This is a genomic window from Methanosarcina mazei S-6 (genome assembly GCF_000970205.1).
Lineage (GTDB): Archaea > Halobacteriota > Methanosarcinia > Methanosarcinales > Methanosarcinaceae > Methanosarcina > Methanosarcina mazei.
Window position 1 is genome coordinate 2,490,526 of record NZ_CP009512.1, and the last position, 26,994, is coordinate 2,517,519.

Annotated in this window: 20 protein-coding genes; 12 read left to right on the forward strand and 8 right to left on the reverse strand. The window is 40.6% G+C overall.

Translation table 11 applies throughout. The annotated features are described in order from the left end of the window. Window positions 1–78: 78 nt before the first annotated feature. Complete coding sequence (locus tag MSMAS_RS10635; protein ID WP_015412753.1) at window positions 79–564, reverse strand: nucleoside deaminase; 486 nt, start codon at window positions 562–564, stop codon at window positions 79–81. A 170-nt stretch (window positions 565–734) separates the two neighbouring features. Here MSMAS_RS10635 and MSMAS_RS10640 point away from each other — a divergent pair, with 170 nt between their 5' ends. Beyond that, a complete protein-coding gene (locus MSMAS_RS10640) occupies window positions 735–1,013 on the forward strand; it encodes a DUF5661 family protein (protein ID WP_048038016.1) in 279 nt (92 codons plus the stop codon). 203 nt (window positions 1,014–1,216) lie between these two features. On the opposite strand, the gene MSMAS_RS10645 is transcribed toward MSMAS_RS10640, so the two are convergent. Next, window positions 1,217–4,606 carry a tetratricopeptide repeat protein gene (locus MSMAS_RS10645; RefSeq protein WP_048046548.1) on the reverse strand — a complete coding sequence of 1,130 codons (3,390 nt, stop codon included), beginning with the start codon at window positions 4,604–4,606 and terminating at the stop codon, window positions 1,217–1,219. Between the two features lie 894 nt (window positions 4,607–5,500). On the opposite strand from MSMAS_RS10645, the gene MSMAS_RS10650 reads away from it, so the two are divergent. Next, on the forward strand, window positions 5,501–6,289 hold the full coding sequence (locus MSMAS_RS10650) for an HD domain-containing protein (RefSeq protein WP_048046549.1): 789 nt from the start codon (window positions 5,501–5,503) through the stop codon (window positions 6,287–6,289). Window positions 6,290–6,352: 63 nt separating this feature from the next. Here the strand turns inward: MSMAS_RS10650 and MSMAS_RS10655 are convergent, their stop codons facing one another. After that, a complete protein-coding gene (locus MSMAS_RS10655) occupies window positions 6,353–7,273 on the reverse strand; it encodes a Nif3-like dinuclear metal center hexameric protein (RefSeq protein ID WP_048046550.1) in 921 nt (306 codons plus the stop codon). Between the two features lie 538 nt (window positions 7,274–7,811). On the opposite strand from MSMAS_RS10655, the gene MSMAS_RS10660 reads away from it, so the two are divergent. The 3 genes from MSMAS_RS10660 to engB all read left to right on the forward strand — a co-directional run bounded on the left by MSMAS_RS10660 (window position 7,812) and on the right by engB (window position 11,574). Next, window positions 7,812–9,416, forward strand: a complete 1,605-nt coding sequence (locus tag MSMAS_RS10660) for a BatD family protein (RefSeq protein ID WP_048046551.1) — start codon at window positions 7,812–7,814, stop codon at window positions 9,414–9,416. Window positions 9,417–9,958: 542 nt separating this feature from the next. After that, entirely contained in the window at window positions 9,959–10,948 is a 990-nt protein-coding gene (locus tag MSMAS_RS10665; RefSeq protein ID WP_048046552.1) for a DHHA1 domain-containing protein, read from the forward strand. Then, window positions 10,945–11,574, forward strand: a complete 630-nt coding sequence (gene engB / locus MSMAS_RS10670) for a GTP-binding protein EngB (protein WP_011034624.1) — start codon at window positions 10,945–10,947, stop codon at window positions 11,572–11,574. The genes MSMAS_RS10665 and engB overlap by 4 nt, the downstream gene beginning before the upstream one ends. 69 nt (window positions 11,575–11,643) lie before the next feature. On the opposite strand, the gene MSMAS_RS10675 is transcribed toward engB, so the two are convergent. The 4 genes from MSMAS_RS10675 to MSMAS_RS10690 all read right to left on the reverse strand — a co-directional run bounded on the left by MSMAS_RS10675 (window position 11,644) and on the right by MSMAS_RS10690 (window position 16,610). After that, window positions 11,644–13,350 (reverse strand): ATP-dependent DNA ligase, encoded by a 1,707-nt coding sequence (locus MSMAS_RS10675; RefSeq protein ID WP_011034623.1) that lies wholly within the window; start codon window positions 13,348–13,350, stop codon window positions 11,644–11,646. Between the two features lie 68 nt (window positions 13,351–13,418). Then, complete coding sequence (locus MSMAS_RS10680; RefSeq protein ID WP_011034622.1) at window positions 13,419–14,417, reverse strand: homoserine dehydrogenase; 999 nt, start codon at window positions 14,415–14,417, stop codon at window positions 13,419–13,421. A gap of 21 nt (window positions 14,418–14,438) precedes the next feature. After that, window positions 14,439–14,942, reverse strand: a complete 504-nt coding sequence (locus MSMAS_RS10685; RefSeq protein ID WP_048038009.1) for an amino acid-binding protein — start codon at window positions 14,940–14,942, stop codon at window positions 14,439–14,441. Between the two features lie 468 nt (window positions 14,943–15,410). Further along, window positions 15,411–16,610 (reverse strand): helix-turn-helix transcriptional regulator, encoded by a 1,200-nt coding sequence (locus tag MSMAS_RS10690; protein WP_011034620.1) that lies wholly within the window; start codon window positions 16,608–16,610, stop codon window positions 15,411–15,413. 215 nt (window positions 16,611–16,825) lie between these two features. On the opposite strand from MSMAS_RS10690, the gene MSMAS_RS10695 reads away from it, so the two are divergent. The 4 genes from MSMAS_RS10695 to MSMAS_RS10710 all read left to right on the forward strand — a co-directional run bounded on the left by MSMAS_RS10695 (window position 16,826) and on the right by MSMAS_RS10710 (window position 20,373). After that, window positions 16,826–17,872, forward strand: coding sequence for a hypothetical protein (locus tag MSMAS_RS10695; RefSeq protein ID WP_011034619.1), 1,047 nt, complete (start codon window positions 16,826–16,828; stop codon window positions 17,870–17,872). A 147-nt stretch (window positions 17,873–18,019) separates the two neighbouring features. Beyond that, on the forward strand, window positions 18,020–18,310 hold the full coding sequence (locus MSMAS_RS10700; RefSeq protein ID WP_011034618.1) for a hypothetical protein: 291 nt from the start codon (window positions 18,020–18,022) through the stop codon (window positions 18,308–18,310). Between the two features lie 974 nt (window positions 18,311–19,284). After that, window positions 19,285–20,100: a hypothetical protein gene (locus MSMAS_RS10705; protein ID WP_011034617.1), complete on the forward strand. Its 816-nt coding sequence runs from the start codon at window positions 19,285–19,287 to the stop codon at window positions 20,098–20,100. Between the two features lie 12 nt (window positions 20,101–20,112). Continuing rightward, window positions 20,113–20,373, forward strand: coding sequence for a hypothetical protein (locus MSMAS_RS10710; protein ID WP_011034616.1), 261 nt, complete (start codon window positions 20,113–20,115; stop codon window positions 20,371–20,373). A 55-nt stretch (window positions 20,374–20,428) separates the two neighbouring features. On the opposite strand, the gene MSMAS_RS10715 is transcribed toward MSMAS_RS10710, so the two are convergent. Continuing rightward, window positions 20,429–20,755, reverse strand: coding sequence for a phasin family protein (locus tag MSMAS_RS10715; protein WP_011034615.1), 327 nt, complete (start codon window positions 20,753–20,755; stop codon window positions 20,429–20,431). A gap of 722 nt (window positions 20,756–21,477) precedes the next feature. Here MSMAS_RS10715 and MSMAS_RS10720 point away from each other — a divergent pair. The 3 genes from MSMAS_RS10720 to MSMAS_RS10730 are packed head-to-tail and all read left to right on the forward strand — an operon-like array spanning window position 21,478 to window position 26,988. After that, window positions 21,478–24,159, forward strand: a complete 2,682-nt coding sequence (locus tag MSMAS_RS10720) for a type I restriction endonuclease subunit R (protein ID WP_011034614.1) — start codon at window positions 21,478–21,480, stop codon at window positions 24,157–24,159. Then, window positions 24,156–25,580, forward strand: coding sequence for a type I restriction-modification system subunit M (locus MSMAS_RS10725; protein WP_011034613.1), 1,425 nt, complete (start codon window positions 24,156–24,158; stop codon window positions 25,578–25,580). The genes MSMAS_RS10720 and MSMAS_RS10725 overlap by 4 nt, the downstream gene beginning before the upstream one ends. Further along, on the forward strand, window positions 25,564–26,988 hold the full coding sequence (locus MSMAS_RS10730) for a restriction endonuclease subunit S (protein WP_048046553.1): 1,425 nt from the start codon (window positions 25,564–25,566) through the stop codon (window positions 26,986–26,988). Before MSMAS_RS10725 ends, MSMAS_RS10730 begins: the two co-directional genes overlap by 17 nt. Window positions 26,989–26,994: the final 6 nt, after the last annotated feature.

Genomic DNA, 26,994 nt, shown 5'->3' on the forward strand with positions numbered 1-26,994 from the left:
AATAGTAATTATGGTCCTTATCAAAGAAATCAGTTTTCCTGCATAGAAAAATTAAGTTAAATTTATGTACAGAGAGGTTCAGTACTCGATTTTATTTTCAGATTCTTCCCAGGCCCTGAAAGCTTCAAGGGCTTCTTCCCTGAGAAGCTGTTTGAAATCTATTTTTCTTTCATTCATAGGGCGCGAAATTTCCTCGTATATGAAGGAATCGTCAAAACCTATATTTTCAGCATCTGACCTTGTACTGGCAAAGAAGACTTTATCTATCCTTGCCCAGTAAATGGCACCAAGGCACATGGGGCAGGGCTCGCAGGAAACATAAATGCTGCACCCGCTCAGGTCAAAGGTATTCAATTTTCGGGCTGCCTCTCTTATAGCACCAATTTCTGCATGGGCGGTAGGATCGTTATGCAAAGTGACCTGATTGTAACTTTCCGAAACTATTTTTCCGTTTTTCACTATTACGGCACCAAAAGGGCCCCCTCCTCTCTTCACACTTTCAAGAGAAAGTTCAATGGCTCGTCTTATGAGTAAAAGATCTTTTTCTGACATGCTATCTTTCATCTCTATCTTCCTGGATAAGATAAATATGATGACAGAATATGCCCTTTAGCGGCAGGAGTCGGTTTTTCAGGCGAAAATCAGAACCTTTTTTTGAAATAAAAGCTGAAAAAAACAGTTTAGAGAACAAAACTTAAGTATCAAAACATATCAAACCATAATTCGGAGTGATAATGTTGACAACTAAAAGTTTCACTGCTGAAGAAGCAAAGACCGTTGGGGAAAAACTTGGAATAACCTGGGACAAATTCGATGTTGACCAGTTCCGCAGAGGCATGGACGTGGAGCTGGAACACGGAACCAGAGATCCCGCAACAAATGTCACGAACGATGACCCCATAATGACAGGAAAGATTGCTCTGGCCCATCTCAACGAGTTTCCTGACTATTACGACAGGCTCGAAGAAATGGAAGAAGAAGCTGAGAAATACTGGGAAAAAGCAGGACACTGAACTTCGAAAAACATTACTTATTTTACGGCCTGTAATGGCCCTCTCAGGACAGCAGATAAAAACATTAAAAATTTATTGACATAAATAATTTATCTGACCTATTAAAAATGTTTCTCGGTATGCTTGTAAGTTTCATGCATACCGAAAATTTTTGTTTTCAGTTAATTTTCAGTTAATTTTCAGTTAATTTTCAGTTAAGTACTTTAAATCTCATCAGGTTCAGGGACATACCAGTTATCAGTATCATTTTCTTTTTTCTGGCCCTCATTTCCAGGACTCTCGTTATTCTGATCTTCGTCAGGCTCAGGAATATACCAGTACCCTTCTTCATCGGGCTCAGTATAGCTTTCATAAGCTTCTTCATATTCCTCTTCAGGTTCAGAGGAAGTATTGTTTAATTCCGGAGAAACCTGAGTCATGTTTGTGCTGGTATTTAGAGAAACGTTATCCTCACCGCCGTACCATCTCATAGGCAACGGATAATCAAGGTTACCTCTATAGGTTTGCGGAATGAAGATGCGGGTTCCCCTATTTTGCAGAGCCGCCTCAAAGTCAGGATCCAGCGAATCAAGTTTTGCTTTACATACCGAAGCTTCATCGTATTCCTTTATGCGGTAGTGGGAAAAGCGCTTATTGTAAAGTGCAGAAGGTGAATCTGGATCAATTTCAAGGGCACTTTCATAGGAGTTTATTGACTCGTTAACGTCTCCCAATACATTAGCCAGATATCCTTTATTATACCATGCAGTTATGCAGTCTGGCTTTAATTGCACTGTTTTGTTAAAGCATTCAAGGGCAGCATTATTACTGCTTATTGCGAAATTGGCGCACCCTTTGAAATACCAGGCCGCCGGATTATCCGGATCATATTCAAGAGCTTTATCATAGGTTGCAAGCGCTTCCTGATATTTCTCCATTTTAGAGAGAGCAAAGCCCTTGTTATTAATAGCATCAATATTTTTTGGGTCAAGGGCAAGGATCTTATCATAGCAGGCAATTGCAGCCTCGAAATCTCCCATCGCTTCCAGAGCTTTACCCTGCCTGTACATTATTTCTCTATTCTCAGGCGTAATTTCAAGAATCTCTCCATATGTTGAAGCAGCTTCGTCATATCTGCCAAGCTCTTCAAGCAGAGAAGCTTTCTCAGACAGCGCCTTAGAGTTGGTGGGGTCAAGCTTCATAATAACATCATAGTCTTCCAGCGCGGCTTCCGGTCTTCCGGACCTTGCCAGAGCAAAAGCTCGTCCTTCCAGAGCCTCCACGTTCTCAGGCTCAAGTTCCAGGAGAGGATTGAAGCATGCAACTGCTTCATCATATCTTCCAAGGCTTGCAAGAGCAAGAGATTTCCCCTGGAGAGCTTCCGAGTCAGTTGAATTGAGCTTGAGCAACTGGTCATAGTAAGCAATTGCTTCTTCAGCCCTCCCAAGATCACTCGATGTGGAAGCCATCCCATACCAGGCATTACTCGACTGAGGATCAATATCCAGGGCTTTCTGGTAACACTCAAGAGCTTCCTCACTTCTTCCCAGTTTGTCAAGGGCAGAGCCTTTCTCATACCATGCCTCAGTACGTACTGGATTGATTGCAAGAGCCATATCATAAGAATGAAGCGCATCTTCATACATCTCAAGCTTGCTGTATGTTGAAGCTTTGCCATACCATGCTTCATCGTAACCGAATTCCGGGCTCAGGTCTTTAATGCTCCCTGAAATCTCCGTGTTATCATCAGGGCTTGCATATTTATAGCTTAAAAGGTAAGACCAGAAGCCTCCTGTAATTGCCTTCTGAGGATTGATATTTGTATTTTTATTGTTAGCCGATATGGAAGTCAAGTTCCCGGACAGCATTTCTATATCCTTATTCAATCTGAAACGAGCAACGGAATAATTGGAGTTTATCTGGAGAGCCTGGCTGTAACAGTCTGAAGCTTCCTGATATCTTCCGAGCTCATCAAGAAGAAGACCTTTATTGTACCATATTTCCGCACTATCAGGTGCGACTTCAAGAACCCTATCATAGCAAACAATGGAGTCTTCGTATCTTCCTATCTTTGCCAGAGCAAAAGCCTTGCCGTACCATGCAAGTGTGTAATTCTCATCAAGGTCAATAGCTTCATCATAGCTTTTTACGGCATCTTTGTATTTCCCAAGCTTTGAAGAATCATATCCTTTTTTATACCAGACTTTAGCATATCCGGAATCCAGTTTAAGGGCTTTATCATAGCATTCAACTGCTTCTGCAGACTTGTTAAGCCTGTCAAGGTTCAGTCCCTTCTGATACCAGATAATTGCATGATCGGATTCTGTCTCAAGAACCTTATTATAACACTCAAGGGCAGATTCGTAGTTTCCAAGCTTGTCAAAAGCCAGGCCTTTATCGTACCAGATTTTGACTGCAGGAGATTTAAACTCGGGGACTTCAGAATAAACAGGTAATGAAGAGTCATAAGCTTTGAGACTTTCGAGGAGGCTGTCCCCAGCTTCCTGGATTTCAATTCCCGCATCAGGATTAAGAGCCCTATCATAGCAGATTATTGCAGCATCATACTGCCCCATTGCATTAAGTACGGAACCCTTGCTGTACCATGCTTCTGTATTATCAGGACTGTAAACAAGGATCTCATCATAGCACTGCAGAGCCTCTTCATTTCTGCCAAGCTGCTCAAGACAGAGCCCTTTTTTCTGAAGGGCACTGAGATTTTCAGGCTCTGAAAGGAGGACAAATTCGTAGCAGGTCAGGGCATCCTGATACATTTCCATCCTTTCAAGGTCCATGCCTTTATTATACCACGCCTCTACAAGGTCAGGGTTAAGAGAAATAGCCTGATCGTAACATTCTATTGCAGATTCATAATCTCCGGAAAAATCGTACATTATTCCTTTCTGATTCCAGAGTTCGAAATCTTCAGGAGTAACATTAAGAGCTCTGTTAAAACAATTCATCGCTTCTTCATAGTTCTCAAGCTGGGCGTATGCTTTACCCTGCATTTGTAAAGCTTTTGAAGAGTTAGTCCCAAATTGAATCGAAGTATCATAAGAGGTTAAAGCTTCCTGGTCAAGGCCGAGCTTCTCAGAAGCAGTTGCTTTCTGGAACCATACCCTCGAGAGATAATTGTCTGTTGCCAGGCTTTTCTCGTAACAGTTAATTGCCTCTATATAATTTTTTGTCTGGAGGTACTCGTCACCTTTTTTATACCAGCTTTCGGAAGAAACCGGGAAGGTTTCTATAGCCATGTCATAGCAGGCAATTGATTCTTCGTACTTTTCAAGAGCAGATAGGGAACAGCCTTTCCCATACCATGCCATTGATGAGTTAGGTTCAATTTCAAGTGCTTTTTCAAAGCATCCTATAGAAAGCTCATATTCTTTAAGGGAATAAAGATCATTACCTTTAGTTAACAGGCCTTCTACAGAAGACGGTCGCTGAGAAAGTACTTCATCACGGGTGGAAGCGGCAGGCACCTCTTCTCCTTCTAGATTCTTCTGGGCTTCAGCTGCTCCTGCTGCAGGTAAAAAACCTGAAGTAAAGGATAAAACAAAAGCCAGAATACTTAGAAAACATACGATTAAGCAGATTTTTTTAATTGAGCTCATTAAATACCCCGATTTATAATAATGAGTTCCTTTGGAAATTTATTATAGTTGTTTGTCAGTATCATTAAGGTATCCTATATGTATCACTATTATGTGTACTAAGATATCTGATATGTATCATTCTGATATGGACTAAGATATCTAATATGTATCACTCTGATATGTACTAAAGTACCTGATGCACGCGGATCATCCGGAGATATAAATGGCTATACAAATAAGTAACGAATCAAATTTCTTATGCTCCCCCAGGATAATCTGCCCCGTACAAACGGGATTTCTTTCTTCAATTTTTCAGTATTATCTACTTAATTTGAGGGGTTTCTCCAATATATAATTTATGCAGTTTATGAAAGAATATACAGGGTTTCCATAACATTCAGGGTTTTACTTTGTGACACGACTGCTTCTGATATGAGAGTTAAATCTGATATGGGAGTTGATTTTATACCTCATTTAATTATTAACTTATATTTAATGTAATGGTTAAATTTGTCAGATTAGATTTGTAATTTGTCAGATTAGATTTGTAATTTGTCAGATTAGATTTGTAATTTGTCAGATTAGATTTGTATGATAGTTAAATCAAATCTCATGTAACTGCTTAATTTTTAAATGTGTTCGATTATCAATTGAATATTAAATATACATAAAAATACCGGTTTCATAACAGACAGTTTCGCAAAGTTTGCATATCAATGGTCGAGTTGTGATCTTTAAATTTAATAGATAACTTACGATATAATTACAGGGTTTTTATCTTAAAGGAGACTATAATCCCTCTTTCTTGCCCGGAGCAAGTAGTATTGTTATTAAGACAGCAAAAAGCTTTTCAGTATAAAATTAACAAGATATACACAAAGTATATACTTCAAAATTACCTATTGCAAAAACATGCAAAAAGAAGACCTTGATTTTTTCCGGAAATGGTTTTTTGAATACGTAACTCAATTTTCTTCTCCTGACCTTTTCATTCAGGAAAACATTGAACTGAAAATTGAACATACCGGCAGGGTTTGTGGAAATATTCTTTTACTTGCAAAATCTGAGAAAATAAGCGAAAATGATTGCATGCTTGCCGAAACAATAGCTCTATTTCATGACCTGGGCCGTTTTGAGCAGTTCATGAAATATAAAACGTTTAAAGATTCAGAATCCGAAAATCATGCATTTCTGAGCGTGAAAATTCTAAACAAAGAAAAAGTCCTCTCCCGCCTTTCAAAAGAAGAAAAGGGTCTCATTCTCAAATCTATAGAATGTCACAACATGATGGAAATCCCGCAGAGTATAGAAAAGCACAGTAAACTTTATTTTTTCTGCAGGTTGATAAGGGATGCCGATAAAATAGATATCCTGCGGCTTGCCAGTGAAGAATATTCGGAAGAAAACAGGTCTCTGAATCCGGCACTAGAATTATATTTGCCGGATACGGGGGGATATTCAGAACCCATAGTATCAGAAATTCTTAATAACAGGATGGCAAAAATTGCGGATATGAAAAACAGAAATGACGTAAAATTACTCCGCCTGAGCTGGGTTTTTGACATAAATTTCCCTGCAACTTATTCCCTTCTCAGAGAATATGGCTATCTTGAGACAATAATGTCCTCTCTGCCCGAAATAAAAGAAACGAGCCTTTTGAGAAGGCATTTTGAGAACTACCTGAGTTCTATAAATTCATGAAGTTAAAATTGATTGAAATTATGAAGTTGAGATGCTACTGATAAAGTATCACCGGTTAAGAACTTATTCGAGGTATCTTCTTCGATTCTCACTGCCCAGGCTGCGCCTGTAATCCGAACGAATCTGGTTTCTTGACTGTTCTTCGAGCATAAACTCAAGTGAGTCCTTCTCATTCTCTTTTTGTTTACAGTCATTCGTTTCTTCATTTGTATCAGGCACAGTTCCATCCATGTCGGATCCAAAGTCAACAGCTCTGAGCCCTGAAGGCTGGTCAATAAATTCAACCTCAATTCCAGGAAGCTCACATAATCTGGGGCACAGGGCTTTCATACCCGGGTTTTCAGTAGCATAGTGGGTTGCGTCAATCAGGCAGAGGTCTTCATACTCTCTGAGAACATCATGTTTAAGTTCTGACGAAATAAAAGCGTCAACTCCGTTTTCCCTGGCTATTTCGAGAAATTCTTTCCTGAAACAGCTTCCTCCAGCAACCATAACCCTGCTGATCTCCTGCCTATCCCCGGCGTACATGACAGGAGTCTGCAGGCAATCCGAAACATGGGCTGCCAGTTCGGAGGGAGAACAGGTTTCAATCTCTCCTATTCTACCAAGCTCCAGTGTCGTGATATTTTTGAGGCCCAGACTGGCTGCAAGAACATCATTAATTCCTCCCTCAGCCCTGTCATAGTTTGTGTGCATGCTGTAAAGGGATATCTCGTTTTCAAGGGCAATTTTAAGAGAAGCAGCCAGAGTCTTTGAAATCACGTTTACAGGATGGAAGATAAGGGTATGATGGGTAATCAGCATGTCTGCCCCAATTTCTGCAGCTTTTTGTAGCACGCAGGAGTTCGCATCCAGAGCAACTGCAATTTTGCTTACTTCGTCTTTAAGCCCAAGGATCAAACCAATCCTGCCTTTATCAAAGTCGTCTGCAAGCTCAGGTGGAGCTATTTCTTCAAGCACCTGCACTATTTTAGAAAGTTTCATGGAAATGTCTCCGAAGCTGGGAAATTAAAATTACCAGTTTTTTTCGATCAGAATTCAGGTTAAGTGTTTATGGCATTTAATTCCAGCCCTGGATTGATAGGGTCAAACAGGATAGTAATGTTAAGTGTAAAATGTTAAGTGTAACTGCCAACATTAGCAAAAATTAAAATAGGATATATGAAGATATTTTATAGAGATTTTAACGAAATTTCTTATAGAGATTTATCGAAAGAAAAGTTCGGGTTCTCTGAAATAAAATGAATAAAAATCAAATCACTCAAAGAAAGTAATAAAATTTGCATTATAAAAAAATAAACTGGAAATATGGGTCTGAAAATAATTGATTCATGCGGGGTATTCTGGGGCGGGGAATGTACTGCGCATAAATATAATACGGCTGTAATCAAACAACTTTTGTAAAATATTGTTCATAACATAATTATAATATTAAAAAGCCGCAAATTTTACAGAAGCGCAAAATATACGTTTCCGGTGCCCGAATCCGAGAGATTCAGTATCAAAATCAAGGAAGGAAACCATGGATAAAAAGATTGTACTGATTGGGTTACTTGCCGTTTGTATTTTTTCCATTCTTTCAATGACTGCTTCTGCGGCAGATAACATTGAATGGGTGGAGAAAAAAGATGGAGCAAAACTTTACTGGGGGGAGACGATAAACGTAGATGGTTATGATGTAAAAGCAGAAGATTTTAATGAAGATGGGATGGTTTTTGTATCCATATCGAAAGATGGGGAAAAACTGAAGACTTCTCCTCTTACAGCAGGCCTGGAATTTGAATATAATGACGAAATAAAGGTTTATGCCCAGAAAGTGGACCCCAACTATGAAGTCATCACAAAGGACGGAAAAGAATTCAAGACAGGGAAATGGAATCCATATGCTGAACTGGATATTCTTTTAAGGGGAAAACCGGGTTTTGACATAGATGTTGAAACTAAAAAGGATACCTATGACTCAAAATTAACAGGTGACAGCAGAATAGATGTAACTATAAATGTTAAAAACGATGGAGAAGCAAAGGCTCAAAATGTAGTGCTGACTGTTGACACCGCCGGTCTGGAAGTGCTCAATGGAAAAACAAAGTATACATATACTAAAATTCTTAAAGGTGAAGCCGTTGAGCCCATAAGCCTGACGCTCAAAGCCTCCACCCCGTGGGAAGATACTGATTATAACATAAGTGTAAAAACAACCTGTGAAGATATAAGAGGCAAGAAATACGAGCATACCGGATACAAAATCATAAAAATAGAGAAAAAATGGGACCTTATCGTCTCAAAGAACTTTATAAAAGAACGGCATATGGGAGAAAATGTGCCCGTATCGGTTACAGTCAGGAACAGAGGGCTCTGTGACATAAATAATATCGTACTTAAAGATTCGATTGTTTCAAACATGCATCTCCAAAAAGATGCCACACTTGATAAGACATTTTCTCTGAAGGCTGGAGAAACAGCTGAAGACGTCTTCAAGTATACTCTTGTTCCGGAAAGACCCGGAGAATATACTTTCCCAAAAACTGTAGCTGCTTTTACCCTTTCAAACGGGCAGAGTGAACAGGTGGAATCAGATAATTCGGAAAAGATAACCATTTACGGCCCCTATATTGAAATTACGAAAACCGTTGACAGACAGCAGCTAAATCCCGGAGACAAACTTACTGTAACGGTCACTGCAAAGAACACCGGAAATGTTGATGCCAGTGTAACAGTGACCGATACCGTGCCCTCAGAAGCTAAACTTATTAGCGGGGAAACGAGTTTTAAGCAGGTTCTTGAAAGCAACGGTGGCTCGAAAACCATCACGTATATTATGCAAATGAATAAAGAAGGGGAAATCAAAATACCCGCCTGCAAAGCAAATTTCCTGGACCTTGACAAGTACTCGGGAGAAGTATATTCGGAGTCTCCTGTAGTTAATGTGGGAAAAATAATTACCCTTGAAGGCAGCAGCCCACAACCTGAAGGGTCAACCAGCTCCAATGAAGAAAAAGACGAAACTTCGGATCCGAGCACTGGCGGCACGGAAGAAGATTATGAAGATACACCCGGGTTTGGATTCTTCCTGGCTGTAGCAGGGATTTTAATGGGAACAGGGTTCATTATGAAAAAGAAAGCATGAAAAGCAAGAATTAAATATAGTCAGGATTATTCCGACCTTCCGGATAATCCGTTTTTATGACCTTCACACTTCCCCTTGTACCGGGAAGGTGATTTATTTTGTTAAATTATCGGCCGTTTTTTCTAAATGGATATCTTTTCTAAATGGATATCTTTTCTAAATGGATATCTTTTCTAAATGGATATCTTTTCTAAATGGATATCTTTTCTAAATGGATATCCTGTCTCATCTGCATCATGATTTCAGGAGGCCTCTTATCGAGCCAGTAGAATTACGCTTAGTCCGAATTGCGCCCAGGGACAGAAAAATCATGGCTTTCCCTGTACTTGCGACGTAGTCGCAACAGTAAGCAGCCTTTTTCGCTTCGATCAAGAGGGCTAATTTTTTTGAAAAATAGTTAGGGTTCCTTTAAGCATGAAAAAAATGGTTTAAGTTTTTTGAGTATCAGTAGTATCAGTAAATACTATAAACTGATTAATAAGGAACACAAAACAATTAGAATAATACATTAAAAAATTAGCAGGAAAAAAAGGAATCAAATCATGACAGACGCTCAGAACCAGCTCAAAGCAAAAACCCTGATCCTTACTCATGGGGACTCTGACGGGATATGTTCGGGAGCACTTGCAAAAAGCGCTTTTCCTGATGCATATGTATACTTTACAAGCCCTGTGAGCCTTCTTGAAAAATTAAATCTTATAGAATATGTTGAAACTCTCATTATCTGCGATATTGCTATTGATGAAAGGTACTGCACTGAACTCCAATCTGCACTTGGGAAGTTTGCGGAAGAATGTAACCTTTATTACATTGACCACCACCCACTTCCGGAAAGGTGCAGTAAAGAAGAATGGTTTTACCATGAAACAGAAGTATGCGCTTCAGAGCTGACTTATAGAGTTTTTGAAGACCTTCTGAGCTCAGAGATGAAAAGAGTTGCAATTTACGGGGCTATAGGGGACTTCAGTGATAACACCCCCTGTGTAAAGGACTGGGTGAAAGACTGGGACAAAAGAAGCCTCTATTTCCAGGCAGGGACCCTGATCCAGGCAATACTCCATAAGGGAAAAGATTATGAATTCAAAAGGACTCTGCTTGAACCCCTTTCAAAAAATATAATCCCTTCAAATATCCCGGATCTGCTCGAACTCGCAAGAGAAGCTGCAATTAACGAAGAAAAAATCCGGTTCTGCGTAAAAAAAAGTGTTAAAGCCCTCAAAAACAGCGCGTATGTTGTAAATACGAATAACTCCATTTCAAAAGCAGCAATCTATGCAGCTTCCTACGGCCGGAGGGAGGTTGGAATTGCAGCGGAATACAGGGAGAAAAAGGGAGCGTATGACCTGAGTATACGTTCCCGCGGAGAAGTAGACCTGAACCGAATCCTCCGCTCAGTTGCTCCCAGTTTTGGAGGGAGCGGAGGCGGGCACCCTGTTGCGGCAGGAGCACGAATACCGGAAGGTTCTCTGGAAAGTTTTCTCCGGGCTTTCGATAAAAAGATCGGAGAAGCAAAAGAGGTTAAACAAAAATGAAGACAAGTAAGACTGCATCTGAAAGTGGTATAAACCTTGAGATTATTTTTGCAGGACGTTCAAATGTAGGCAAATCTTCTCTCCTGAAAGAACTTTTCGGGGCAAAGGTCAGGGTAGGAAAACGTCCAGGAGTCACATTGCGCCCCACACATGCCCAGGTCTCGGATCTGCTAATCACAGATATGCCGGGTTTCGGCTTCATGAGCGGGGTGAAGGAGAGGAAGCAGGACATAGTAAAGGACAAAACCGTACACTACATTGAAGATAATGCCGGGAGGATTAAAATAGCTGTTCTGGTAATCGACGGGCCGGCATTTCCAGAAATAGTTGACCGGTGGGATTCAAGAGACCAGATTCCAATCGATGTTGAGATGTTTGATTTCCTGAGAGAAATCGGGATTGATACCATTGTTGCTGCAAACAAGATGGACAAAGTCAAAGAAAACGAATCTGACCCTCTCCTCAACGAGGTCGCCATCCGTCTGGGACTTGAACCCCCCTGGCAGAACTGGAAGCATATTATTGCTCCCATAAGTGCCAAAAAAGGAGACCTCAAAACATTAAAGGGACTTCTAAGGGACAGGCTGCACGAAATGAAAAGGGACGACCTGTTCAAGTATATTTGATTCCTTTTATGAATCAGCTCAAACAGGTTATTTTATTTCACTCTTCAGCTCTTTTCAAAAACAGGAAATTTACAGTCTTTTCAGCTGCTGACTGTATACGCGCCCTATCCGCTGGATAGTATCCGCTTCTTCCGGGTCTTTATCGTCACGGATGCGGATGAAACGGGGAAAACGAAGTGCAAAACCCGAGTCGTAGTTGGGGCTTTTCTGGATTTCCTCAAAAGCGATTTCAAGGACAACCTTTGGCCTGATAGCAAATACTCCTCCGGCTTCTCCGCCTTCCATTAGCCCTGAGAGTATTTCCGTAAGCTCTTTTAGCTGATCGTCCGTAAGCCCCGTGCCGACCTTGCCTACCTGCAGGAAGCGAGTAGTATCGGGGTCGTAACAGGCAACGGTATAAGAGCCGATCAGGTTTGCCCTGCGCCCGAAACCCCATTCAGCTCCGACAATTACAAGGTCAAGAGTGTCCATGAGAGGTTTTTTCTTGAGCCAGTTTTTTCCGCGTTTTCCAGGAGAATAAACGGAATTCGGGTTTTTAACCATAACTCCTTCATGCCCGGCTTTTAAGGCTTCCCTGTAGATCTTCTCCACAAGCTCAAGGTCTCCGGTTATGACCTGCTCAGCCACGGAAATGGACTTTGAGTCCTCGACAGAACTCTCAACACAGGACTCAAGAGCTTTCCTCCTCTCGAGAAGCGGGAGATCTATCAAAGTTTTGCCGTTGATGTACATAATGTCAAAAAAGTTGAGCTGGATAGGAATTCCGAGTGCCTTTTCCCTGACATCGTACTTTCGCCTGAAACGCTTGAGAATTTCCTGAAAAGCCCTTGGAACCCCATTTTCGTCCACAGCTACGGCTTCTCCGTCAAGGATCGCTGACTCAGCTTTTACATGTTTTCGGACTATTTCAACGAGGTCAGGGAGGGAACTGGTAACATTTTCAAGTTTACGCGAAAAAAGAGTTACGGAATTTCCGTCCTTGTGGATCTGGACCCTGGCCCCATCAAATTTCCATTCAATTGCAACCTCCTTCATGGCTCTTATATCAGCATCTATGTCAGGGCTGATCTGAGAAAGCATCATCTTGATAGGGCGGTTAATTTCTATCCCGAGTCTCTCGAGAGCTTCAACCCCTCCTTTTTTAGCCGCTGCAGCCACTATTCCGAGGTCATTTGTAACCATGAAGGAATGTTCCACAATCTCTGCAGGAACAGAAAAAGCTTTTGCAATAGCGTCCCTGACAACTCCTTCTCCCACGCCTATCCTGAGTTCTTCAAGCGCAAGCCTTGAGATGTATTTTGCTTCCCTAGGACTTGATGAAGTGAACAGAAACTGGAGGTTTTTGACCTTAATATCCTGTGAACCTTTTCCAGAAGCTTCTGATGCGATCTTGAAACGCCTGTAAACCTCTGTTATTGATAGCTCTGGCTTTTCCTCAAAGAAAGAAGAGAATGTCACCTGATTTTTTCTTTTTTCTTTAAGGATAAGGAGTGCTGTATCCCCTATATCTCCGGTCGTCCGGACAAGAGATTCTATACTGTGTATGGACATGCCTGAGGCTTTGGAAAGAGAAACGTAAAGCAGGCTTGTGCCAATCCCGAGCTGTTCCCCACTCCAGGCAGGAAAAACCTCACTCATAATAAAATGAGTGGCAACAGGAAGCTCTTCAACATCAACCTTTTTGAGAAGGTCGGCAACCTTATTTGTGGTCTCTATAGTGCTTGATATTTTTTCAATTGCCTGGCACGTTTCTGCAAATTCCCTGAAACTTGTCATTACCCACACAGCCTCTTTTATTTTTGTTTTTCAGATTCCGGTCAATGGAAGCCTGTATCTTCAAGTATTTACTGATTTCCGTAAATTGCAATCAGGTCACTGAGAATTGCACTTGCCGTTTCTACAGGTCCTGCACCCTTACCCGTAACTGTAATTTCTCCTGCAAGCTCGGTATCTATGGAAGCCACATTAAGAGTGCCCCTCACGTCAAGAGGGTGATTGATGGGCACAAGCCTCGGAGCAACATGGATTCTTTCCCTGCTGACCTCTCCTATGAGCTTGATCACGTGCCCCCTTTCATAAGCCATTTCCAGAGCTTCGGGAGTAATTTTCGTGATCCCTGTAACCTCAACATCCTTATACGTTGCATTGAGGCCGAAAATCGCATTGGCAAGGATTACAAGCTTGCAGGCAGTATCAATCCCGTCCACATCGTATGTGGGGTCGGTTTCGGCGATTCCGAGTTCCATGGACTCGGCGAGAATGTCTTTATAACTTGCCCTTTCTTCAAGCATCCTGGTAAGGATATAATTGCATGTCCCGTTCAAAATCCCTTTGATGCTTTTAAGCCTGTTTCCTGCAAGAACCTCATTTGCCAGGTTAATGATGGGCATGGAACCGCCAACCGTAGCTTCGAACCTGAAACTGGACCCCGCAACTTTTGCGGCTTCCATCAGTTCTCTGTATTTCAGGGTAAGTGGACCTTTATTGGAGGTAATGACATCTTTACCGATTTCGAAGGCTGCAAACATATTCTGAAGCCCCGCTCCTCCGGTGACGATATTTGTGGGAGTGGTCTCTATAACAAGGTCGTGGTCTATGGACTTTATAACCTCAACGCCTGTAATTTTTTCTATAGCAACCGTGCCCGTGGTTCTTTTGCGTGCAAGGCAGTCTGCAAGGTCAACACCTTCGGGATTTATAGTAGCTCCTCTTGAGTCCACTACAGCGACCACTATAATTTCCAGCCCGATACTTTCCAGATACTCTTTTTTCATAAGGAGTACCTCGGCTACACCCTGTCCGATTGCACCAAATCCTAAAATAGAACAGCGCACTGTTTTCATATTTTCAAATCTCCTTCTCTATCAGGCCTGGATGTCTATTGGAAGCACCATCAGCAAATCTTTCTTTGCCGAGACTTTTTTCAGAATATCAAGCGCCTTTTGCAGGTCTTCTTTGCCCACAGCATCGACTCTGATCAGGGCTGAAGAAAGCAAATTAATGCCTGGCATGGATAGTGAAAGATCCACGACTTCCGCAAACCCGGTCTTATCAATCTCGTCAATAGTGTCCTGTATCCCTGTATGGACCACGTGCCCTATAAGAACCACATTTATGCTTTCTCTGAAACGATGTTCTCCAACCCTTACAACTCTTATCCCATTTTCCTCAAGTTTTGCCTTTATTGCTTCTATACTTTCAGGTTTCATCTCAAGTACGAGCTGTACGGGTACCGTCTTTCTGGGGGTCCTTTTCTGATGATGATGCAAAACCGTTATCAGGTTAGCTTTGAATTCCGAAAGAGGCTGGAGGGCTAAAAGCATCTGCCCGGGCACATCTTTTAATTCAATGTCCATGGAAACTCGCATAGTGTCCCTCGTGCAATTTATAATATTCAAGTACGTCAAATAATAATAGATTAATTTTAATGAACATACGATATTTATATAAAGTAACTGATTTTGCCAGATTATAAAAGGCAGTTCCTGCATAACGAATCAGGATGCGAACCGGAAATATCATATGCCAAGTCTTTGAAATTTTTATTACTTTTCCTGCTGCTTAGTAGATTAATTCAGTTATATAGTTTGCTATTTATGGTTTTTCAAAAGAGGTAAGAGTTTAGGTAAGAGTTTAATACTTCATTCAAATTACTATTTTGTTTATACATCCCACTTATCCTGTACCAACTTACTTCTATACATTTTACTTACTTCTAACATCTCACTTACTTCTAGCATCTCACTTACTTCTAACATCTCACTTACTTCTAACATCTCACTTACTTCTAACATCTCACTTACTTTTATACATCCCACTTACTCCTATACATTCGCTTACTCCTTCTTTTCCAGAAACTCTCCCTGTTTGAGAATCTCTGAATCTGGAATTCTGATAATGTTCCCTCTGCCCTTTTTGAACTTTTCAATCAATCCGCGTTCTTCGAGATCCGAAAGCATAAGGCTGACTTTGGACTCTGAATAAGGTGACTTTTTCCTGAGCTCTCTCTGAGTGATCCGGTTTCCACTGGCTCGTATCAGATCCATAATTTCTTTCAGATCATCCGGCAGGCTTGCTTCCCGGCTTTTCGGAACTTCCGGACTTAACAAATCAGGTTTCTCTTCAGAGAGTGAACTAATAGACGTTTTAGAGTCAGCTGGCAACTTTTCTCTTTTCTGAACAGATAACTCTGTCTCCTGAACAGGTATCTCTGTTTCCTGAGCAGGGATCACTATCTCAGAGACATCTCCAATATGAGATCCAGAAAGTTCATAATTTGTTCCGGAAACCTTTTCGAGTGAGATACCTTCACCCGGCTCTGCATATTCAGGCATTTGTGACTCTGCTTTGAGATTTTCAGATTCCGGTGAATTTGATTCAGATGAAGCTGAGTGTGATGGAATTAATTCTGATGAGGATGGTTTTGATGAAATTGATTCTGATGAAGCCGGATTTGATGAAATTAATTCTGACACAGCCGGTTCTGATCCAGTAAGAGATCGAGTTTCTTCCGGGGGATATGCTGCCTTTCCAGGAGGATTTTTTTTGCCCTTTTTTATAAAATAACCTGCCAGAAGCAGAATACAGAGTGCGACTGCTGCAAATATAAGGATCGTATTCTGTGAATTTGTCTCAGGTTGAGTTTCTTCTTCCAGATCCAGATCAACATTTTCAAAGTCCTCCTGGTAAAGAAGATCCTGCTGATAGGTTGGGAAGAGGAGAAGGTCGTGAACATAATCACCATCATCGGAGGTAATTATAACTTCTTCTTCAGTCTGATATACTATGGTGTTATCTTCGAGATAACTGGCAGTTATCAGATATGTTCCCTGAGTAAGGTTAAAAGAGTATTCAGCATCCGTTGCAACAAGATACTGCTCCGGAGTAGAGTTAATCTCGACTATTGAGTTCTCGAGGGGCTTAAAAGTATACCACTCGTATACAGACCCGTGAATCGTCGCCGCAACTGCGTTTCCCTGAACAAACAGCAGGAAAATAAATACACAGGCGATCTTGCAGAGCTTTCTAAAATTCACGAAGCTTTAAATGGGTTTTTAGCATAAATCTTTTACTTTTCATTATCAGAGGTTAAAATAAGCTGGAGGCGCATTAAAGTTTTATCAAGAAAATAGAGATCCAATCAAGCTTGCAAGCAAATATAATATAATTTATCAGTTTTATTCTGAAAAGTATGCTTATATGTCACTATTCCATTATCACAGTATTATAACTTGCCAAAGGAGGCAGTCAGATGAAAAAATTAGTGGTTGTTAGATATCTGGCTTATATCACATTTATATTAATCATACTCAGCATACTGTCTGGAGAAGCATTTGCTGCCAAATCTTCACCGGAGAATGGAAATCGAAATCAGTATGCAGATGAAAATACTATCGATACAGAAAATTATGAAAACAGTTCAGAAAAGAATAGAGGTACTGAAAGTTCAGGTTCCGAAAGCGTGAAGGAAGAGGAAAGAATCCAGACGCAGGACAGGGATAAATATACAGCTTATAAACTGGAAAGAAAACATACCCAGGAAGAGCTTCAGTTACAGAAAAGTGAATACAGGGAAGCAAAAGGGGATTTCCTGAAAGTAAGAAATAAAATTCAGACAGGAAAAATTAATCCGGGTTCTGAAGAAGCTATAGATGCCACTAAAGTCTACCTTAATTCAAGTATCAGCTATATGATAGCCCACCTGAAAAATGTAAAAACCAATATGCAGCATTCAAACGGCAGTGGAGCAGAAGAAAAGATAGCTGCTATAGATGAAAGCATTAAAAGGCTTGAGGCTGAACAGGCAGCAGTTAAAGATGCATCCAGCCAGGCTGAACTCATTACTTCAGTCAGTTCCGTGCGCGGGATATGGACCAATGCACAGAAAGCCAGCCTGGCAGGTGCAGGGCAAATCGTTAGCCAGAAAGTAGGGGAGTTCCTTGAGAAATCAGAAAATCTCTCTGGCGGGCTTGAGGTTCAGATTCAAAGCCTGAACGAAACCGGTGTCAATACTGCTGATCTTCAGACAAGGCTTGCCAGTTATAATCAATATATAAAAGCTGCCCGTGAGAAGAAAGCAACTGCTGATTCTATTTATGAAGACGACACTGCTACCCAGAACGATCTGAAAGTGGCAAACAATTATCTGCGTGAATCTCTAAATAATGTGAATAAGGCGAATCAGATACTTAAAGTAATTTTCGATGAATTGAAGGGACATGGCTTTAATGAAATCGGAAAAGTTATAACAGAAAATGATATAAAAACAGAACTTAATAATACAAAAGGTACAGATTAATAATTATCTATATGAATTGATAATTAATCTGTAAAAACGGTACTCCTGTAAACGAATTAATTATTCAGAAGCAGAATAAAAAACATCCCCCAGAAGAAAAGGCTGAGAACTTCTCTGATTATAGATTTAGAATTAGGAGACATTAAAATGGCTAAACTCACTCATCTGCTTTTACTGTTAGCCTTAATAGTCTGGCTTGCAGGATCCGGTTGTGTTGGAAATAGTGAATCTGATATGGATGATGAAAGAATTAATCCTGACGCCGGAGCAGAGAATGGGATATCGGATTATTCAGAAATAGAACTTACTCAGGCTGAAATTCAGGAAATTGACAATGACATGATTGAGCTTCAGCAACTGCTGGAAAATGCAAGTATTGAAGACGAAATAGTACTTGAAGAACTCCCGGGTGTAAAACAAAAAAGCCGGAATAGCTGAAAGTGAGACGAGAAGAAGACAAAAGGTAAATAAAAACAGGAGTAAAAAGTGAAGAGATAAAAATAGTAAGAAGTGAAAAACGTAAATGAAATGAAAAGATAATTTCAAATGAAATATTCAAATGAAATATTCAAATGAAATATTCAAATGAAATATTCAAATGAAATATTTAATTAAAAAATATCCTTCATACTCTGTCTTCTCAAAATCTCCTTTTCAAGCACTGAAGTTTTTTGTTCCAGTTTTCTATTCGATTTTGTTCTCTGTCTCTGTTAATCCGATATTAACCTGTTTAATTCGGTTAATGGTTTATGCTTATTGCAGGCCAGAGTCTGGAGTTTTGATTTTTAATCCAGCCATTATTTTTCAGGTAATACCAGGAATGAATCGGATTATCCTCAGTAAAATCCAGCTTTTACAGGCAAAACGCTACTATTTAATTATTTTATTTATGTGATGCTGAAGATCTATATTCGAAAGAGAAAAATCAAAAATATAAAAGTCCGTACAATCACTAATTATTTTTACACAGATGTCGAATTGAAGTATAAAAAGCTTACTTTAATTAGCAGTAATTTACTGAGCACAAATGCCTTTGAAGTCTTATGTGATTAATAGAATCAATGTTGGGCTTTAAATTAAACATTTATCTACTTATAACCCTCTTTATGAAAAAATATGCTTATATATTATCCCTCCTCAATAATATAACAATCAAAAATTTCAATGGAGGAAGTCATACGACTAAGCCAGGGGAAATTATCCATTATGCTTCTTATCTAACCTTAATATTCATACTTTTTAGTGTACTATCACCGTCAGCTCTTGCCGGAAATGGGGCTGGGGCAGGTAATGCTGACAGGAATGGAAAGTCTTTTGAAACTTTTCAGAAAACTGAATTGCTTCAGGAGAAAAATCAGGAAAAAAATCAAAATGAGAATTTAACCCGGGGACAGAAACAGCCTCATGAAGAAGTGCAGGAAAGAAAACAGTTAAAAGAAAAGCTAAATACTCAGAAAAATAATTACCAGAATTCGAGGAAAAACTTCCTTATAATTAGGAGCAGGTTAAGAGCAGGAAATTACAATGAAAAAGACCTGGAAACTACAAGGGAATACCTGAATGCAAGTATTGACTATATGATAGCCCACCTTGAAAAAGTTCAGTACAACCTTGAACAGTCGAACGGGAGCGGCACGGAAGCGAGAATTAATGCTATTGAGGAAAGAATAAGCCAGCTACAGGAAGAGAAGAAAGCTATTGAAAAAGCCGAAGACCTTGAAGACTTTACAAAAGCAACTGAATCTGTGCGCGGCGTCTGGAACAATGTGAAAAACAGGACTGCTGTAGAGACTGGACAGACTGCAGGCGAGAAAATAGATGATTTTGCTAACAAATCAGAGTCAATTTCCAGAAAGCTTGAAAAAGAACTGGAAAAACTGAATGAAACCGGAGTAAATACATCTGAACTTGAGTCAAAGCTTGAAAATTATAATGCCCTGATGGCTTCAGCAAGGAAGAATAGCGAGGCTGCAAAAGAGATTTACAATAAAGAAAACGCTACCGAGGAAGAACTTTCAAAAGCAAACGGTTATCTTCAAAATGCACTTGGAGAAATAAAAGAAGCAAATCATGTCCTGAAAGAAATCTTCGAGGAATTGGAGCAGTATAGATCTGAAGAGACCAACAGAAACAGAGCCAGAAATAATCCAGAACCAGAGTTCGATGATGCCAAAAATGGAACGGAAAATGAATCAGAAAATTCCACTGAGGAAGAACTGGAGAGTTAAGGGGGCAAAAAAATGGTAAAATTTACACATATATTTGTAATCTCAATATTAATTTTCTGGCTTGCAGCATCAGGCTGCGTTGAAGACAATACAGACGTGGGAGAAGCAGGTATATCCCAGGAGATTCCGGGTGCAGAGGATGGTGAAAATACCTCAGCAAAACAGGAGCTAACCGAAGCAGATCTTAAGGAGTTTGAGGAAAATGTTACAGACCTTGAGGACCTGCTAAATAATTCAAGCCTTGACGAAGAAATAGTTATTGAAGAACTTTAAAAAAGATATTTAAGAATAGATTAAAAAAGATATTTAAGAATAGAAAAAGATGATCTCATTTGAAGAACATCTTTTCTTTATTTTTCATTTTCCGGACTTCGTCTTCCAGGGTTTCTAACCTTGCTTCAAGCTCATTCATGTCTTTTCTTGTGAAAACATCTGCCTTTGCAATGGCATCCTGCATTTTATCAGATATTTTCTTTTCGAGGTCAATCCTCTGTTTCCTGCTCTCCTCCACCAGGTCCTGAACAGTTCTCTTGCCTTCCTCTTTGCTGATATCCCCTCTGTCGACAAGGTCTTTCACAAGTTCATTTACTCTATCTTCTGTCATTGCCCACAGGCCAGCCCCTATGAGCCCAAGTTTTCTGACGGATTCTTTCATGTATAAACACGCATCCCTGATTATTAAACTGAATGTAATTAATTAGAAATAATATGTGAAGTATTAAAAACTGATAATGTATTAAAAGGTTGTAATGTATTAAAAACACTTTTATCATTAGAAGAGTGTCCATGTTTTAACAGTGGAAATCTATTTCTGCAATTTAAGTTTTGTCCTTCAAATATAATGGTAAATTTTTTACTCTTTATATCGGCTATCCGTCAATGGTTTTTGATTCGATAAGAATAAGTTGAAAAAACCTGTAAAGAAGTTCAAAAGTTGTTTGAAGTTTTCCCTATGGTGAATATTCAGCAACCTTCCTGTTCTTTATTCCATTTTAATGGAGATATTAGTAAAATATATTAAATAGGAATAAATACGCCACCATATCACCTATGCCATAATTATAATCACTGGAGTTATATTATTCGGTACTTCAAGAAAAAAGTTACCTCTTCCCAGGGCTCACGATTCCGAAATACAGGAAGGTAACTACAGGCAGGGAAAAATTAGAAGATTTACAGCTTTTCATGCCATAGTCTCACTTTCTGTAAGTCTGTGCATTGTATATAATGTATCTTTTTCAGAGTGCCTTTTTTAATAAATTACTATTGTATTATAAATATCAATAAAAAAACTCCAACTTATTTATACAAATAAATATAATCTGTGATGAAGTTTAAATTCCCATAACAAATCCCCAATAATTATGATGATTTACAATGGCTAAACTCAATGAAGCTGAGACACGGAAAAGACTGATAGATCCGATGCTTGCTGCTGCAGGGTGGAATATCGTTTTCTATGATAAGACAAAAAGACAAGATAATTACAATAATTGTGCGATAAGAGAGTATCCAACTGATTACGGACCTGCAGATTATGCGCTTTGCGTAGGAGGAAAAATCCTCGGAATTATTGAGGCAAAGAAAGAAGAGTCTGGTACACAAAGTGTTTTAACTCAGGCTGAAAGGTATTCACGTGGGCTTTCAAATAACCCTTTCAATTTTAACGGATACAGAGTTCCTTTTTTATATTCCACTAACGGAAAAGATATCCGGCACCACGATGTACGCCCTGCTCTTAGCCGTTCGAGACCAATATTCGGATTTCACACACCTGAGGCGCTGGTTGAGAAGTTAAATTATGACTCTGAAGATAGAAGTACCACATTTTTTGAGATCCCTGATAATACAAGAATGAGACCATATCAGCGTGAAGCCTGTGATGCTATAGGGAGGGCTATTGTTGATCGGAAACGGACAATGCTGGTCGCAATGGCTACCGGAACCGGGAAGACATTTACGATTGTCAATCTTATTTACCGCTTGATTAAGGCAGGGGTTGCAAAAAGAGTCCTGTTTCTTGTTGACAGAAGAGCACTTGCTGCGCAGGCGGTCAGGGCTTTTTCGTCCTTTGAAACTGAGCAGGGACTGAAATTTGATAAAACCTATGAGGTTTACAGCCAGCATTTTCAAAGAGGCGATTTGGATGAAAACGAAGCTTTTGATTCAAATTTGATCCCTGAAGCCTACCTTACAGACCCGAAGCCAGAGCACAGTTTTGTATATGTATCCACAATTCAGCGGATGACCATTAACCTGTTCGGAAAGGCTTCTGATTATTCATGCAGTGACGAGCCCGAGGATGAAGATGCAGGGCAGCTTGATATTCCAATTCATGCTTTTGACCTGATCATAGCTGACGAATGTCACAGGGGTTATTCCGCACAGGAGGTTTCGGTTTGGAGAGACACACTTGACCATTTTGATGCTATAAAAGTAGGGCTTACGGCTACGCCTGCTGCTCATACACTTGCATACTTTAAAGATGTCGTTTATAAATACGGTTATGAACAGGCTGTCAGAGACGGATATCTAGTTGACTATGATATTGTTGCACTGGAATCAGGCGTCCGCATGAGTGGGATATTCCTTCGTGAAGGAGAAATGGTCGGAGTTATAGATTCCGAAACAGGGCAAAGTAAAATAGACACTCTTGAAGACGAACGTGAGTTCTCGGCTGAGAAGATCGAGAAGGAGATTACTAATATTGATTCTAATAAAAAAATCCTTCAGGAGATCAAACGGTATGCCGATGAGCATGAAGAAAGATATGGACGCTTTCCAAAGACCCTGATCTTTGCCGTACAGGACCTGGCAAATTCTTCTTCCCATGCTGACCAGATAGTTGATCAGGCAAGGGATATTTTTGGTAGAGGGGATTCGTTCGTCCAGAAGATTACAGGCAAAGTTGACCGACCTTTGCAGAGGATAAGGGAGTTCCGGAATAGGAAAGAGCCTGGAATAGCAGTAACGGTTGACCTTCTTTCAACAGGGGTTGATGTCCCGGATATCGAGTATATTGTGTTTTTAAGATCCATGAAATCCCGAATCCTGTTTGAACAGATGATCGGGCGTGGTACGCGCAAAGGGGAACATTATCCCGATAAGTCTCATTTTGTCGTTTTTGACTGCTTTGGCGGGACCCTCATTGATTATTTCAAAGGGGTTACGGGTGTAACAGCCGAACCGCCCAGAAAGGAAGTAAAACCGATAAAAAAGGTTATTGAAGATATATGGAATAACCGGGACAGGGCTTATAATGTGCGTGTCCTGACAAAAAGGCTCAACAGAATCGATAAGGAGATGAGCGGAGAATCCCGGGATATGTTCAGCGCTTTTGTAGAAAAAGGTGATCTGAACCGATTTGCTATCTCTCTTGAAAGGCGGCTTTCAGAGGACTTTACAGGGACGATGGGAATCCTGAGAAATCCTGACTTTTTGAACCTCCTTGAGAATTACCCCAGACCACCAAAGACTTTCCTTGTGGATTATGCAATAAGGGACGTGGTTTCATCCACATGGATAGTCAGGGATGCGGCTGGCAAAGAATATAAACCGGATGATTATCTGAGTATTTTTTCTGATTTTGTAAAAGAGAATTTCGAAAAGATTGCTGCAATCGGCATTCTTCTTGACCGCCCGCAGGAATGGAACACGGATGCACTTGGAGAGTTAAAAGAGAAACTTGAGTCTTCCCAGCAGCGGTTCACTATCGAAAATTTGCAGAGGGCACACAAAGAGAAATATAATAAAGCTCTTGTGGACATTATTTCGATGATCAAGCACGCTGCCCGCGAAGAAGAGTCTCTCCTGACAGCGGAAGAACGGGTCAGCCTGGCTTTTGACCGGGTAACCGTGGGAAAAGATTTTACATCTGATCAGCGTTTATGGCTTGACCGCATCAGATCGCATTTGATTGCAAACCTCTCCATTGACAAAGAGGACTTTGAATATATTCCCGTGTTTTCCGATTACGGCGGCTGGAATAAAGCTAACCGTGTTTTTGAAGGCAAGCTTTCTACTTTGATTTCAGAATTTAACAGGGCAGTTGCAGCATGAGTGATATTGTACAGAAATTATGGGGTTTTTGCCACACTTTACGGCATGAAGGTATCGATTACGGCGATTATATCGAACAAATTACATACCTGCTTTTTTTAAAAATGGCTGACGAGCGGGAAATTAAACTTCCTGAAGCCTGCGACTGGCAGTCCCTGAAAGAAAAATCAGGAACCGAACTCACAGAGCATTATAACGATGCACTTCGGACACTTGGTAAGCAGGAAGAGCTCCTTGGTGATATATTTGCAGGCGCTCTTTCTCGTTTTCACAACCCTGTGAGCCTTAAGAAGATTATTTCCCTTATCGATGAAACCGAATGGACAGGCCTTGATATCGATGTCAAAGCAATGGCTTTTGAGGGCCTCCTTGAAAAAGCGGCAAGCGAAGGAAAGAAAGGTGCAGGTCAGTATTTCACTCCAAGGATTGTGATCCAGACAATTGTAAGATGCACAAAACCCGACCCCCGAAACCACCGTGATTTTTCAATTATGGACCCTGCATGTGGGACCGGCGGTTTTCTGGTCTGCGCCTATGAATGGCTGAAAGCTGTAACCGGAGGCGGAGCCCTTGAGCGCGACCTTGCAAAAAAAATCCGCTACAGCACCTATTTCGGGCAGGAACTTGTGGAACGCCCGCGCAGGCTTGCCCTTATGAACCTCTACCTTCACGGTATCGAGCCTGAAATCAAGCTCGGAGATTCCATCTATGAAATCCCGGAATCAAAAAAGTTCGATGTGGTACTCACCAACCCACCCTTCGGGACAAAAGGCGCAAACCAGGCCCCTGTCCGTGAAGATTTCGTTATCGAAACCTCAAACAAGCAGCTAAATTTCATCCAGCACGTAATGACAATCTTGAAACCCGGTGGCAGAGCTGCAATCGTGGTCCCTGACAATGTGCTTTTTGCCGACCAGGCAGGAGAGGTTTTCAAGGTGCTCTGCGAAGACTGCGACCTGCACACGGTCCTCCGGCTTCCGGACGGCACATTTACGCCCTATTCCCCGGGCACGAAAACCAATGTGATTTTTTTCACGAAAGGCATCCCCACAGACCGGACCTGGGTCTACGACTGCCGGACCAATGTGCCGAAGATCACGAAAAAAGACCGCCCGCTTACAAAAGAGCATTTTGCGGAGTTTGAAAAGTGCTTTGGCTCCGACCCCAACGGCAGGGCAAAACGCGAGGAAAAGGATTCTCAGGAAGACCGCTGGCGCAGTTTCCATATCTCCGAACTCAAAGCCCGCGACTACAAGATTGATTCTCTGAAGTGGCTCAGGGACGATTCTTTAAGCGATACCGACGACCTGCCAGATCCTGAAGAGCTTGCCGCGGAGGCTATTGATGAACTTGAAGCGGCGCTGGGTGAGTTGAATGCTATTCTTGATTTGATGGGGAATGGGTATGCAGCAGAAGAGTGAATTGCCGGAAGGGTGGAAGTCAGTTTCACTTGGAGAACTGGTTCAACCCTCAAAAGAAAAAATAGAACCCTCGGAGAATCCCAATCTAAAATATGTTGGTCTTGAACATATCGAATCACATAAATGTCAAATAAAAGGTTACGGTTTTTCAGTAGATATAAAGAGCACAAAAACGATGTTCCACAGAGGAGACGTTCTCTATGGAAAACTGAGGCCATATTTAAACAAAGTTTGTGTCCCTAACTTTGATGGTGTTTGCTCAACTGATATTTTAGTATTTAATGCAACTTCGAATCTTAACAATTATTATTTAATGAGATTTTTATCTACCCCTAACGTAGTAGACTACGCAAGCAACAATTCCTCTGGAGTCCAATTACCAAGAATTAATTTTCAAAAATTATCCAGTTACACTGTCCCTCTCCCCCCACTCTCCGAACAGCACCGCATCGTTTCAGCTATTGAAGCACTTTTCGCCCGTCTGGATGCAACAAATGAAAAGCTTGACAGGGTGCAGGAGATTTTGAAAAAATTCAGAGAATCGGTGCTTGCGGCTGCTTGTGAGGGTAGACTAACTGAAGTATGGAGGGAAGAAAATCAAGGGATAGAATTTAAGGTTGATATTTTAGATTCCATTGATTTAGGTTCATCCGTAGATTCAGAAGTAATAATCGATGAATTTAACCTTCCTGACACATGGAAATGGACAACTGTCGATTCTATTGGACATGTTAAAGGTGGAAAAAGACTTCAAAAAGGTTCCAACCTCGTTAATTATGATACATCTTATCCTTATCTCCGTGCAGGGAATCTTAAAAATGGAACTGTAGAAGGAGAAATATTGTACCTTCAACAGAATGATTATAATCAGATTTCAAAATATACAATAAGTTCTTCTGATGTTTATATCACTATCGTTGGAGCTTGTATTGGTGATTCAGGAATTGTCCCTGAAGAATATGACGGAGCTAATCTAACTGAAAACGCTGCAAAGGTGTGCGATCTCCATGGAGTCTTCAATCAATATCTTGCTCTTGTTTTTCGGTCAAAAATAATTCAAGATCAAATCCAAAATAAAATATTTTCTGCATCACAAGGTAAATTAGCGTTGATTCGAATCAGAAAACTTTTGATCCCTCTGCCCACTCTTCCCGAACAGCAAGAAATAGTTAGGCGTGTTGATGCCCTCTTTGCCTTTGCTGACTCGATTGAAGCAAAAGTTACAGTGGCAAGAGAAAAAACAGAAAAACTAAAGCAGTCCATTCTTGCAAAGGCATTTTCAGGAGAACTTGTTGAGATAGAGGCTGAGATTGCAAGAAGGGAAGGAAGGGATTATGAGTCGGCGGAGGTTTTGATTGAGAGGATAAAGGAAGAGAGGGGGAAGGGTGGAAGAAACGATGAAACTTAACCTCTC